Below are 12508 nucleotides of genomic sequence, written 5' to 3'. Positions count from 1 at the left end.
TCGATGTTCAGTAGCTCGGCAGCGTGGGATCGACGTCCTTGATCCACGCGAGAATGCCGCCGTCCAGATTGCGGAGATTGTTGAACCCCTGTTCCCGCAACGCCAGCAGCACGGCGCGGGAGCGCGCCCCGGCTTTGCAATGCAGGACGATGGGCGTGTTCCGGTCCAGTTGCGAGGCGACGCCGGGTGACACCACGATGTCTTTCGGCAGGTGCCGCGCGCCTGGAATGCGCACGATGTCCCACTCGGTCGCCTCGCGCACGTCGATCAACTGGAAGGCGTCGCCGCGTTCCTGCCATTGCTTGAGTTCGACGGCGCTGATCGCGGGAACGTCGGCTTCCATGCCGCCGGGGCGCCGCAAGCCGCAGAAAGCCTGGTAGTCGGCCAGCGCGGTGATCCGGGTCCGCTTGGGATCGCGCCGCAGCGGCATGAAGCGGTAACTCATGTCCAGGGCATCGTAGACCGCCAGCCGTCCCAGCAAGGTTTCGCCCAGGCCGGTGATCAGTTTGATCGCCTCGGTCGCCATCATGGCGCCGATCGACGCGCACAGGATGCCGAGAACGCCGCCTTCGGAGCAGGACGGCGCCAGTTCGGGCGGCGGCGGTTCGGGATACAGGTCGCGATAATTGAGCCCGCGACCATCGGGCGCCTGTTCCCAGAACACCGAAGCCTGGCCTTCGAAGCGGAAGATGGAGCCCCAGACGTAGGGCTTGCCGGCCAACACACAGGCATCGTTGACCAGATAGCGCGTGGCGAAGTTGTCCGTGCCGTCCACGATCAGGTCATAGCCGGCCACGATGGCCAGCGCGTTGCTGGCGTCGAGCCGTTCAGTGTGCAGCCGGACGTCCACGTGCGGGTTGAGTTCCCAGATCGCGGCACGCGCGCTTTCCGCTTTCGACCGTCCCAGATCCGATACGCCGTGTATCACCTGGCGCTGCAGATTCGATTCGTCGACCACGTCGAAGTCGGCGACGCCGAGCAGGCCGACGCCGGCCGCCGCGAGGTAAAGCAAGGCCGGCGAACCGAGGCCGCCGGCGCCGATGACCAGCACCTTGCTGTATTTGAGGCGCTTTTGTCCATCGAGGCCGAGCTCGGGCAATAGCAGATGCCGGCTGTAGCGGCGGATGTCGGCGGCGGTCAGTTCCGCCAATGGTTGCACCAAGGGGGGCAGCTTCATCGATTGTTCTCCTGGAGTTTTTTACGAGCGCGCGTGCGCACACCGACGACGTGTGGACGTAGTCGGGGACAGACGGCGGCAAACGGATGCGGCCGGCGCGGGCGAAGCAGTGGCGAAGGCGCCCACGGTCACCGCTTGCGCGGCGCGACCGGCATCAGAAAAGAGCGGAAAAAATCAGGAAATGGCAGGCGGCGCGCGCGAGTGCGCGGCGGCCCAGATGAACAGCGGGCGGGGAGATTGGTAGTAGAGGGACGGTAAGGCTAGCCTGTCGTTCAAGATGGGAACGATGAAGCCGGCGGAGGGCGGCAGACCGGGCGCACCGGCATGGGTGCAACAGAACGCGCAGTGCTTGAAGTGAAAACCGTGTTCGGCTGGCGATGTCGAGGCGGGATTCTGGTCCGGGGCCATCTTGACCATCCTGGCGCCGGTAGACGAACAAACCTCGGTCCAGCCGGCGTTGGCTACCTCCTGCGCGGCGACGGCTTGAGAAATGGCCGGCGCCAACGCGGCCATCAGGATCGCGAGACAGGCGATCCAGGCGGTAAGTTGGCGCGTCAGTGTGGTCAATTTCATCGTGTCGTTTCAGCGGCCGGTATCGCTATCCCGAGTTCGGCGTTCGTTCAGGTGATGATGAATTATACAGTCATATAGTATTTGGAAATATTGATGTAAGTTAATTTTTCGCGTGACATACACCGTCGGCAGTGATCGAGCGAAGCTTGGCGGCAGTGTCTCGCGGCTTGGCGTGCCTTGCGGCTGGGCGCCAAAGCACGCTTGAAACGGATGGCATACGGTTATCGCGACTCTGAATTCTTCTTTTTGAGGATTAAAGCCGCGTTTCCCGGAAATCCGTGAAGAACCATAATTTTGTCCCAACGCTTTGTCTCCCCGGTACATGAAGACAACAGAAGGTCCAGCACCACGTAGCCTTCTGAAATCGTTGACTTCACAATACTATAGCCCTCTTTTTTGTTTGGTTGGCACCATCAATCGCAGTAGCCACCTGAGCATATCGGTGACGTTGTCAGGTGGTGCTAGCACGCGAGCGTATAATATCGCCATGTCTGCATTTGCCAAACGGAGAACATTGCATATTTTGGTCGCCATCATGGCGCTCCTTTTTAGCACATTGGCGCCTTCGATTTCACCCGCGTTCGCGTCTTCGTCATCTACACGTAACAGTTATCTGGCGGACATTTGCACCTCGGCTAACTACAAGGTAGCCACCTTGTCCATCAAGGATTTGAAGCAGGCACCGGCATCTGATGGTCATGCCATGGAGCATTGTGTATGCTGCGCCGCCCACGATGGTCCGGACAGTTTTTTAACTTCTGCGTCAGTGCCGTTGGCCGTTATCGACGGTCACGATTTCCATTCGACTCTGTTCTACACTGCGCCAGTTATGCTGGATGCTTGGACTGCAGCCAATCCTCGGGCTCCGCCGTCCCGCATTTGATTTTTTGAAGGGCTATCCGCCAAAGTTTGTGCGATAGCGACCTTGCGCAAATCGCGTTGACCGACTTCCTATTCCACTCCGCACGGGAGGTAATTCTTTGTGCGCCCATCACTTGGGAAGACGACGCCGCTGCGCAATTTTCAAGCTGCCTTTTGAATTGGATCGACCATGAAACGCATTGCCTTTGCAACACTGATTTCCGTACCCTATGTCTCCGCGCTCGCCTGCGCAACCTGCGGCTGCTCGCTGTCGACTGATGCTGCCACCGGCTATACGGCCAATGCAGGCTGGTACGCAAATCTCGAATACAACTACATCAACCAGAACCAACTACGCTCCGGCACCCATAGTTTACCTGCGGCACAGGTCGCGGCAATTAACGACGCCGGTGGCGCCCAGGAAGTGGAACACGGCACGATCAACCGCTATACTACGTTGGGCCTGACTTATGCCGCCAATGCCAATTGGAATGTCAAGCTGATGCTGCCGTACATTGACCGAAGCCATACGACTTATGCATCGGCCACCAATCCGATCACACCGGACCAACTCAGCAGCGCAGCGGTCCATGGTATTGGCGATATCAAGCTATTGCTCAATTATCAGGGTCTGCTTCCATCCCATAACCTGGGGCTACAAGCCGGCATCAAGCTTCCAACCGGGCATTACGGTGGCGTCAATGCTGATGGCAGCGGCATTGTCGGCCGCCATCCGGTCGCCTTTGGCAGCGGTCCTTTGTCGCACAATCCTTCGCCGGACAATCTGCTCGATACCAGTTTGCAGGCGGGAACCGGTAGCACAGACCTTATCGTTGGTGCTTACTATTACCAGGCAGTGAGCCAGAACTTCGACGCCATCATTAATGGCCAGTTCCAAGCGGCGATCAAGCAGAAGCTAAATCAGGTCGGCGAGGACTTCCGCCCGGGTAATCAAGGTACCGTCAGCGTAGGCTTGCGTTACCAGGCCCGCCCAGATATCACGCCCCAGCTGCAACTGAACCTTAGCCGCCGAAATCATGATCAGGGCACGCTCGCCGATACAGCTGACACCGCCGGCACGGTCGCCTATGTTAGTCCAGGCCTAACCGTGAGCGTGCTGAAGACTATGCAGGTATATGGCTTTGTCCAGCTGCCGGTGTACAGCAAGCTGGAAGGTTATCAAATCTTCCCGCGCTGGACCGCCACCATTGGTGCGAGCTATGCGTTCTAGCACAGGATCACCAGTAATGGCCAAGTTACACCGCCTCCTGTTTTTGCTGGCGGCATTGTACGCCGGCCTGTTGCCCGTATCTGCCGGTGCCGCCAACTTGACTGTCGGCCAGCCGGCGCCACCCCTGCTGCTGCACACGCTCGACGGCCAGCAGATCGCCACCAATGACCTGGTGGGCAACGTAGTGATCGTGACGTTCTGGGCCACCTGGTGCGGGCCCTGCCATGAGGAGCTGCCGTTATTGTCAGATTATGCCGCCGCCCATGCACAACGAGGCTTGAAGGTGTTGGCGTTTAGCTTGGATGGTCCCGACGCCCTCGCTGAAGTGCGTGCAATGGCAGGCAAGCTCAGCTTCCCAGTCGGGCTATTGGGAAGCGCCTGGGCCGGAGGTTATGGTCGCATCTGGCGCGTCCCGGTCAGTTTCGTGATCGGGCGGGATGGACGATTAGTTGACAACGGCTGGGATGACCACGAACCAAGTTGGACAGTGCGGCGCCTAGAGCAAATTGTCACCCCATTGCTGCCCGTAAAGGACTAAACGCTGGCGCGCTGGTGGCAAACGGAATGGGCCGCGGTCTATCCAGAGGGTAAGCCGGGAGCAGGCCCAAAAATAGCAGAAAAGCCAAAATTCGCGGATGGTGGCCGCGTCAATCCCGGTCCCATCAAACACCACCCGCTCAAGCGTTACATACGCGTTTGCGCAAATCCGGGCCAGTTCGTCGATAGCCTGCCTTGGATTTGAGGTCTGACAAACGACGCATCCGTTGCTGGCCACATCAAATTGGGCTTGCTCACCCGCACCGTTGAAACGGTGGATTCACTCGATGAGCTCTGCATCACGCATTGCACGCCGGTAAACGCTGACGCGTTGTCGGCAATCAGCCTGGCTTTGCATGTAGCCTGGGCAAATATCCACGCTCATGCCGAATCCGATCGCCATGAGGAAGTACTGATCGACGTGCCCTTGTGACGCTCAACTGAGGTTCCAGGCACCTTTACGGTACTGAAGGGTACCAGACAGAATACCTTCAAGCCAGGCATTCCATCGCCGCAAACCAGCATTATCTGCAACTGACCAGGATGTTCAATACGGTCTGGGTATCGCGTTCGATTTCGTCCAGCACGCCCTGCCAGTGCCCGAGCACACGCTTGACACTTGGCGCTGGCTGCGTTGAGCGCCATATCGTGAGGACACGCCGATATCCGATGAGATTGGCCCGCTGCATACAGTAGGCGGTCGTCATCCTTGTCGAGTCGATATCCGTCAGCACTCCGGCGGCGAGCCTTGCCTGCGCCAGCCGTTCAACCTGAGCGGCCGTATCGCGCTGGATGCTCTTGAGGAAGTCGATTACCAGCGGCAAACCAATTGGATCAGGGCACCATGCAATTTCTATTTTCTCTGTATCACCGCTTCCGGTAGCGATATTCAGAACGTCGTTGCCGTCACCTTGGATCAGGTCTGCCTGCGGAATGTTCGTAAGCAGCCACGGAAACAGATCGGCTTTCAGATTGACCAGTGTGCGCAGGTCCTGCTTGAATCCGTTTTCCAGGCCGGGTGGATGCACTTCCTTGGTGTCTGCCGCCACCATCCGCCAGATGCGCTCGATGTGGACTTCCCGTTCGGCCACGCCAGGGAACAAGCTGATATTCCAGCCAAGACAACAGGTCATCACGGCCTTCTTCCGCGTCTCGAAATCCGGGACAAACAGGACATAGGGGAGCATGAACGACGAGAAGCAGGACGCTACGCTGTAGTGTTTGGTTCTAATGGGCATAGATAGGGCCAAATTAAATTGGGAGACCAGCCGTCAGTGTCCGGTCGCGCAGTTCCGCTGTGCGCACCGGGTCGAGCTGGTTGCTGAACAGAGCGCGGATCTCGGCTGGCTTGGCATCGAACTGCTCCACCATGTCTTTGAAGCGGTAGCCATGTCGCGTCAATGTCGGTTCGCCCTTGACCGGATCGACCCAGTGGGGCTTATCGATGCGCTTCAGATCGGACGGCGACATATCGAACTGCCAGCAGTCGTTGCTGCACTCGGCCTGGAAGCGCACGGCGGGCGACTGCCGGCGCAGGCGGCCCTGGTCGAGGCGCCAGCGCGTGAGGTATTCGTTGACCGTGCTGCGCGTAAGGACACCCGCTGGCGCGCGAACCATGCCTTGGTCGGTTTCCACGCCGTAGTCCTCCAGCAGCTCGATGGCGCGCTTGGTGGACAGGTGCCGGCCCTGCCTGTTGGTCGTGCGCAGCTTCAGCGCCGCGATCACTTCGCAATAGCGCTCCAGCTCCGCGCGGGGAAGTATGCGCGGCCGGCCGTGATCTACTCGATGCACCGCGCGCGGCTTGAGAATGTCTTTGATGACACGGTATACCGACGTGAGCGACCGGCCAAGGCGATCCAGACGCCAGATGACGACCATATCGCCGGCACGCTGCACGTTCATAAGCGCTGTCTGGCCGGTACGCTCCGACTTGGCGCCGCTAACGGTATCTTCAAAGATGCGCTCGCAGCCGGCCGCCGTCAGCGCATCGCACTGCAAGTCCAGGTGCTGGTCATCGGCAGAAACGCGGGCGTAACCTATCAACATGGCCGGAAGTCCAAGAAGTCAGGAGTTTCCAGTATAGCTACACTTTGGATATCGGATGGAGATTTTGGAGTCGTGCGCCAGGGCAGGTGGTGCTAAATCAGGGCCACGTGGCCGAAGTGCAAAAACGGACGGTTTTGCATGGGGATCGACGGCGCCACTGTCGCGGCGTTGCATAGCGGTTGGCACCGGCCTGACGATGACCGGGGCCGCTGGCCGGGCGGCGTTCTAATTGCACTCTGCCCGCCTTTAGCTAGGTTAGAAGCTTGTCAATAGGCCCGCGTACAAGGTCCGGCGCGGTCCATACTGCGGCGCCCCAACGCCAACACCAGAACCGTCGCGCAGCAGGTAGGATTTGTCGAACAGGTTGATCATGGCGAGTCGTCCTTCAATCGTGCCAACCGGCGTCTTCTTCCACATATGCGTGAGCGTGGCATTGACTGTGGTGTAATGCGGCAATGCCCCAGAGTTGGGAGGGCCACCGTCCGGTGTCAAGCGCAGGCCGCTGCCATAAAGGAAATCAGCGCTGAGCTGCGAATCTCCAAAGTGATAATGCGCGCCACCGGACAGGGTCAGCTTCTGGTCGTGGTCGACATAGATGTAGTGGTTGGCGATGTAAGCCAACTCGTCCAAGCCAAACAACGCCTGGCCGGAGATGATGTTCTGGCCCTGTGCCTTTTGACTGGTGACATTGAGGTAGCCGCCCCAAGTCTTGTCCGTGTAGACGGCCGATAGTTCCAGCCCTTTGGCGTAGCCGCGGTCATAGTTGAAGGGGGACAGGATCAGTGCCTGGCCGAATTGCCCTTCGTCGAGCAGATTCCGGATTTTCTTGTAGTAAGCGTCGGCGGTCACCGTCAGTTTGCTGTTGATCTGGTGGCTGACACCCACGTCGTAGTAATGGGTACGCTCGGCCTTCACGTTGTCGGACGCACCGATCTCGGGCGCATTCGTCGTGTTACGATAGAGATCGATGCTCGACTGTGCTGCCAGTTCCTGCGGCGGTGGCGTGAAGTAGCGCGAGTAGCCCGCGTGCACTGCGGTCGCATCGCTCAGCTTGTAGGCCAGGTTCAGGCGCGGGCTCCATTGTTGCTCGTTGATGAATGCTGACACCTTGTCGTAGCGTACGCCGTAGTTGACCGTCAGCGGCGCCAGCGGATGCCATTCGTCTTGCAGGTAGATGCTGGACAGGCGCCCCGTCTTGCCGCTGTCGTCGATGATCGTCATGGGCACGGTCGATGCCTGCGCGCCGCTGTCGTCGGTGCCGAACACGGCCACGGTGTTGTCGCTGTGCGTCGTCTGGCGTGCATAGGCTAGGCCCGCGCGGACGGTATGCTCGCTGGCCAACTTGTAGCTGGCATCGGCCTGCACGCCGCTTGCGCTGTTCGAGCGCAACGAATTGGACGATACGCCGTTGAACACCAGGTCGCCGACCGGGTCGGGTGCATAGTGCAGTTCGGAATACTGGTGGAAGCCGGACAACTGGAAGGTCAGCGCACCCATGCTCTTTTGAAACGACAGCACGGCGAAGCGGTTCACTTCGCGTTGATTTTCATCGACCTTGGCCGAAGCGAGCGTGCTGGTGCCTGCAGCGGCGTCGCTCACGCCGGCCAGCGAGAATCCAGGTGCCTGGCCAGGATTGTCTGGGATCTGGAAGTGACCGACATAGGTGCCGAACATCAGGCCGACGCGTGTGTCGTCATCAACAATATACGACAGGTTGCCGAAGGATTTTGACTGGCGTGTCTTGTCGTGCAGCGCGCTGCGCGTTGCCAGCGGGTTTTCAACGCCGAGCGAATTGGCCAGATAGCTGCCGGACACATAGTAGTTGAAGGTCCCTGAACTGCCGAACAGCTCCGCACTCGGCTGCCGGTAGCTGTTGCTGCCAATGAGCAGTCCGACGCGTCCGCCTGGCCTCGTGCCTTCCTTGGTCTGGATATCGACGATGCCGGCCGTACGCAGGCCGAATTGGGCGGGCAGCGCTCCGGTGATGAAGTCGATCTGGTCGACCAGACGGGTATCGATCGATTGGCCAAAGCCGGTGATGCTCTCGGGTAGCTGCACGCCGTTGATTCGGTATTGAACATTGGCATGGTCATCGCGCACATGGATGGAACCGGACGCCTTCGAGTCCTGTGCCACGCCAGGTAGGCGCAATAAGACCTCGTCGAACGGCGTGCCCTCGCCCTGACCGAGGCTGTCGACCATATGGCGATCGATGGTATAGACGGTCGTGCCGACCTTTGGCGAAAGTTCAATGCGCTCGCTGCGCAAATGGGCGGCGCTCACTTCGATGCGTTGCATGTCGTCCGACGGCGCCACTGGGGCGTCGGACAAATCGGCGGCGTGGGAAATGGTTGCCGGCATTGCTGCGAACAGGGTAGACAGGACAAGCGCGAGCTTGCCCAGCTTTGGTGGCTGATGCATGGTGGACCTCTGAATAGATAACGACGAGCGCAACCGAACGTAATGCGGCTGCCTGCCCGTACCAGTGAATGAGACGTTAAGGAACTACACAGAGGTGTACGGCGGACCGCAGCTGGGCGGGAGCAGTTGAGGGGAGGAATAGACGACATCCTGCACTGTGACAGCGACAAGATGGTAGGGCTGAAAATGAGAGTCGTGGATCAGCGACGGCGGCGCCGGCACATCGCCAAGTTGATCGGCGACGAGATAGCAGATCGCGCAATCCTGCAGAGCCGACGCCGTCTTGTGGATATGCGTCGCCGTCGTGGAAATGACAAACAGGAAGCTCAGCGTCGTCAACAGCATCACGGACCAATGCCAAGTGCCGCGCTTTTGCGCGGCCATTGACTGCCTTGGTCCGGTAACTATTGACATTCCGCTGGGTGAAGAATCCTATTTCCCGAATCATACCAAGAAAAGCAACCCTCAACAGGTAAACACCTTGCAAGAACCGCTATATCAAGCGGCCCGCATGGATTCTGATCAAGGATTGGCTTACCAACGAGTCAGGCAAACGCGGGTATTTGCAGCCATTGCTGGCTCGCGATGATGGAATGCAGGTCAGCACGGATATCCGCTAACTTCTCTAGAGCCCGTCTCATCCGGTAGCAGTCCGCCGTGCCGGTGCTGCGACTTCGACGGTGCTGGGCAGGATGCGCGCTGCGTACTGCGCCAAGGGAAAGTCGAAGGTGCCGCGCAAGTTGATGCCCTCTAGGTTGGTGGGGGCGATCCGGCGCAAGTCATCCGAGAACAGCTGTTCGCCACCCACCAATTCGATATGTTCCTTTGCGCCTTGCATGTGCATGGTATTCCACGCCATCAGGGCATTGGCCAGCAGTGATAGGCTGGACGAGACGGCCGCCATGGTGTCATGGCGCTTGGCCAGCTCGCTGGGGATCTTCCCAGTGTGAATGGCGCGGTAGAGTACATGCACCGCCTCGCCACGATTCAAGGCATGACGCAATTCACGCCGGAACGTCGTATTCGTAAAATAGTCGATCAGAAAGATAGAGCGCAAGAGCCGGCCCAGGTGTACGCCGCCATCATAGACATCCTGACCGCGCGCGGAAGATCCGAAGCGTTGCAATGCCTGCACCGCAGTACATCGGCCGCTGTGAATGGACGCGACCACGCGGATGAATTCGTCGTACACAGCCTCGATCTTCGACAAGTCGATGTCGCCGACGGTGGCGAGCGTCACCTCCCCGGGTACCATATGGCCGACGGGAACGTGTAACAGGCGGTCGCGCATGTGTTCCAGTACGGGGCAGAGGTCAAAATGCAGGCATTTCGCGATGCCCATGGCAAAGTCCGTGTAGCCATGAGTATCAACTGCCAGTTGCGCTACGTCTTCCGTGGCGCTCTGGCGCACCGCGCCCTCGATTGCCGCGCCGGCCTGGCGCTCTTTGAGCAGGATCGGCTGGTCGTGGATGATGCCCCATCCGTCCTTCTTGTGTGAATAGATTCCGATGGAAGCAGTACGCCGGCGCGGGTCAGCACGGGCCTGCCAGATGGTGCGGGTCGTTTCCAGGCTCATCATGTCGCTCGACGCCAGATCGCCCCGTCCCCAGTGTGCGGCGATTGGATGGCGATGCATGAACTGCAATACGGCGTCAGACGCTTCGCGCAATTTGCGCTCGTCGGCGGTGCGCTTCATCATCGATCGAATGGCTGATGCCGATAATTCCGGGATCATGCGTGAAATGTCCGCGGCGCTCAAGGACGTGCCGTGGGCCAGAACCGCCGCGTAGACCAAGAGCAACTCACTGCGCGAACGCGGCTCGCGCCCCAACAGAAGCCATGAAAAGCGAACCTGACTGTCGATCTGCAGGATGATTTCGGGCAGCTGGCCCAGCGGGCGTCCTTCGTATAAGGCCTTGCGGATCGTGTCGATGTGCTTTTCCTCACGATCGGCTGTCAGCGGCTCCGTGTGCACACCACGCTGGTCAATGTTGACTTCCCCCATCAGGCAAGCGTCGCGTAGGCGCTCCAGGCCCAGGTCCAGCAGCTCGACTTTCGGCGCCAGAAATTCCTTTGGATCTTGCGGCCAGCCGAGGTGTCCATAGTAGTGATTGCGCTTTGCCTTCCACTCCTCGGGCGGGATCAGCAAGGTGGAGCGGCTACGGAACGAGAAGCTATGGTCGACAAAGACAGAACCGTTACGCAGCGCCATGCGTAACGCGGACATGGTTCCCCACTCAAACGCATATAAGGCGTTGACCCGGTCCTCACCGTGGACGAATCCGCTCCATACGCGGCCTACCTTGATATCGGTGTCATCCGGCAAGGTGGCCTGGCCGGACTTGCTATAGATCTCGCGCAGCAGGCTAATCGCATCAATTACCGGATGTTGGGCCTCCGATTGGAATGGCAGTTCGACAAGCTTGGATAACATGGCACGCGCTTGCGCACCTTTCGTCAGGAGCTGAAGGCGGACTAAGCTGGCGCGGCTGGGCGGCTTGCGATTCCGAATGTCGGCAATCAGCTCGGCCAGCTTCTCGCGCAGCCCCGGTAGGTCAAGGGACGCATCGGCAGCGCAGGCCTCGATGGAGGCGACGAAGTCGTATAGCATCTTCTGCATGTCCGGTCGCGCCGCATCCACTTGGCGTCCAGCGTCGTTGGTGATGTCTTTCAGCCAGCGGCGGAACATCGATAGCAGCTGGTCGGTGGTCGAGCACAGCGCGTATCGCATGAAGCAGGAGGTCTCCAACTTGCGCGCCAAAGGCCGCACCCGCTTGCTGACAGAGGGCGCCCGGTTGGCACAGCGCCGGGCGTAGTGCCTTACCAGCGCCTCGTTGACTTCGTCTGGCCATGCCGTTGCAACCTTCAATCCATACAGCCGATCGATCTTCTGGAACAGTTCCTTCATCTGGCCGGTTGAGTGCCGTAGCGGAACCGCCCACATCCACTCCTGAAGGCTGCCATGTTCCTCATCCGGTTTTGAAAGCTGGGTCGCCCAGTTTGAGATCGTCGCGTCACCCAGCTGGGCGGAAAGGGCTTGCTCCAGCTTCCTTTCGTGGGCCTGAATTGCTGACTGGATTAGACGCTTCAGTTCGCGGTCGTGCACGATGAGGATGCGGTGCTGATAGAGCCAAGTTTTCACCTGCATGAGCAGGGTGGAGGTGTCCGGCCGACCCATCATTAGTTCCTTCAGCCAACGCACCAGGTAGCGGCGCCGGTGCTCGCTCATGGTTTCAAATCGTAGCGCCTCGTAGCCGACTTTCTGATGGTCAAACAGCATCCGTGGATTGTCTTCGTACAGTGAGCGTAATGTACCGATTTCGGGCGGGGTAACGCCGATGTGTTTGCCAAGGTGCCTCCAGAGCACATGGGGAATCTGTTTGTAGGCGTCGAGCGTGCAGCCGGTCATACGGATAAATCCGATATGTAGCGCCACGGCGAGGCGGTAAAGTGGCTGGCGCCGCCCGTCAATGATGCGACGTTCGCTTGGGGAGAAGGTAAAGAAGGTGTTGAGTTCGAACTCGTTGAGCTCGGAGGGAATCGTACTGAGGCCAAGGTAAGGGGCGTGCCAGTGATCCATAACGTTCCTTATCTAAAGAACAATATTTTGCAATCATACAGGCATTTCCTCAACAAACAGCAACTATCTGATTTTTATGCGG

The 12508-nt window shown here is 59.2% G+C and carries 11 protein-coding genes; 4 read left to right on the top strand and 7 right to left on the bottom strand.

Annotation, left to right across the window (positions count from 1 at the left end; genetic code table 11):
• Positions 1–7: 7 nt before the first annotated feature.
• On the bottom strand, positions 8–1177 hold the full coding sequence (gene moeB, locus H3H36_RS02485) for a molybdopterin-synthase adenylyltransferase MoeB (RefSeq protein WP_182213590.1): 1170 nt from the start codon (positions 1175–1177) through the stop codon (positions 8–10).
• Positions 1178–1351: 174 nt separating this feature from the next.
• Positions 1352–1750 (bottom strand): DUF2946 domain-containing protein, encoded by a 399-nt coding sequence (locus H3H36_RS02480; RefSeq protein ID WP_182213588.1) that lies wholly within the window; start codon positions 1748–1750, stop codon positions 1352–1354.
• A gap of 487 nt (positions 1751–2237) precedes the next feature.
• On the opposite strand from H3H36_RS02480, the gene H3H36_RS02475 reads away from it, so the two are divergent.
• The 4 genes from H3H36_RS02475 (at position 2238) to H3H36_RS02460 (ending at position 4812) form a co-directional block, all read left to right on the top strand.
• On the top strand, positions 2238–2633 hold the full coding sequence (locus H3H36_RS02475) for a DUF2946 domain-containing protein (protein ID WP_182213586.1): 396 nt from the start codon (positions 2238–2240) through the stop codon (positions 2631–2633).
• Between the two features lie 168 nt (positions 2634–2801).
• Positions 2802–3842: a transporter gene (locus H3H36_RS02470; protein ID WP_182213584.1), complete on the top strand. Its 1041-nt coding sequence runs from the start codon at positions 2802–2804 to the stop codon at positions 3840–3842.
• A gap of 16 nt (positions 3843–3858) precedes the next feature.
• Positions 3859–4380, top strand: a complete 522-nt coding sequence (locus tag H3H36_RS02465; RefSeq protein ID WP_229219665.1) for a peroxiredoxin family protein — start codon at positions 3859–3861, stop codon at positions 4378–4380.
• A 249-nt stretch (positions 4381–4629) separates the two neighbouring features.
• Positions 4630–4812, top strand: coding sequence for a hypothetical protein (locus H3H36_RS02460; protein ID WP_182213580.1), 183 nt, complete (start codon positions 4630–4632; stop codon positions 4810–4812).
• Between the two features lie 91 nt (positions 4813–4903).
• On the opposite strand, the gene H3H36_RS02455 is transcribed toward H3H36_RS02460, so the two are convergent.
• The 5 genes from H3H36_RS02455 to H3H36_RS02430 all read right to left on the bottom strand — a co-directional run bounded on the left by H3H36_RS02455 (position 4904) and on the right by H3H36_RS02430 (position 12426).
• A complete protein-coding gene (locus H3H36_RS02455) occupies positions 4904–5566 on the bottom strand; it encodes a hypothetical protein (RefSeq protein WP_229219664.1) in 663 nt (220 codons plus the stop codon).
• Positions 5567–5630: 64 nt separating this feature from the next.
• Positions 5631–6425, bottom strand: a complete 795-nt coding sequence (locus H3H36_RS26845; RefSeq protein ID WP_229219663.1) for a recombinase family protein — start codon at positions 6423–6425, stop codon at positions 5631–5633.
• 255 nt (positions 6426–6680) lie between these two features.
• Positions 6681–8846, bottom strand: coding sequence for a TonB-dependent receptor (locus tag H3H36_RS02440; protein ID WP_182213578.1), 2166 nt, complete (start codon positions 8844–8846; stop codon positions 6681–6683).
• A gap of 84 nt (positions 8847–8930) precedes the next feature.
• A complete protein-coding gene (locus H3H36_RS02435) occupies positions 8931–9230 on the bottom strand; it encodes a hypothetical protein (RefSeq protein ID WP_182213576.1) in 300 nt (99 codons plus the stop codon).
• A gap of 253 nt (positions 9231–9483) precedes the next feature.
• The gene (locus H3H36_RS02430; RefSeq protein ID WP_182213573.1) at positions 9484–12426 is read right to left on the bottom strand and encodes a Tn3 family transposase; all 2943 of its coding nucleotides are present in this window, start codon (positions 12424–12426) and stop codon (positions 9484–9486) included.
• Between the last annotated feature and the right edge of the window lie 82 nt (positions 12427–12508).

The sequence above is a fragment of the Rugamonas fusca genome, assembly GCF_014042365.1.
Lineage (GTDB): Bacteria > Pseudomonadota > Gammaproteobacteria > Burkholderiales > Burkholderiaceae_D > Rugamonas > Rugamonas fusca.
Note: the sequence above shows the minus strand (reverse complement) of the source record. Positions and strands in the feature narration are given on the sequence as shown.

Bases quoted from the DNA above. Each gene is read 5' to 3' on its own strand.
- H3H36_RS02475 (WP_182213586.1), top strand. From the start codon at position 2,238: ATGTCTGCATTTGCCAAACGGAGAACATTGCATATTTTGGTCGCCATC.
- H3H36_RS02455 (WP_229219664.1), bottom strand. From the start codon at position 5,566: ATGCTCCCCTATGTCCTGTTTGTCCCGGATTTCGAGACGCGGAAGAAG.
- H3H36_RS02430 (WP_182213573.1), bottom strand. From the start codon at position 12,426: ATGGATCACTGGCACGCCCCTTACCTTGGCCTCAGTACGATTCCCTCC.
- moeB (WP_182213590.1), bottom strand. From the start codon at position 1,177: ATGAAGCTGCCCCCCTTGGTGCAACCATTGGCGGAACTGACCGCCGCC.
- H3H36_RS02440 (WP_182213578.1), bottom strand. From the start codon at position 8,846: ATGCATCAGCCACCAAAGCTGGGCAAGCTCGCGCTTGTCCTGTCTACC.
- H3H36_RS02480 (WP_182213588.1), bottom strand. From the start codon at position 1,750: ATGAAATTGACCACACTGACGCGCCAACTTACCGCCTGGATCGCCTGT.
- H3H36_RS02435 (WP_182213576.1), bottom strand. From the start codon at position 9,230: ATGGCCGCGCAAAAGCGCGGCACTTGGCATTGGTCCGTGATGCTGTTG.
- H3H36_RS26845 (WP_229219663.1), bottom strand. From the start codon at position 6,425: ATGTTGATAGGTTACGCCCGCGTTTCTGCCGATGACCAGCACCTGGAC.
- H3H36_RS02465 (WP_229219665.1), top strand. From the start codon at position 3,859: ATGGCCAAGTTACACCGCCTCCTGTTTTTGCTGGCGGCATTGTACGCC.
- H3H36_RS02470 (WP_182213584.1), top strand. From the start codon at position 2,802: ATGAAACGCATTGCCTTTGCAACACTGATTTCCGTACCCTATGTCTCC.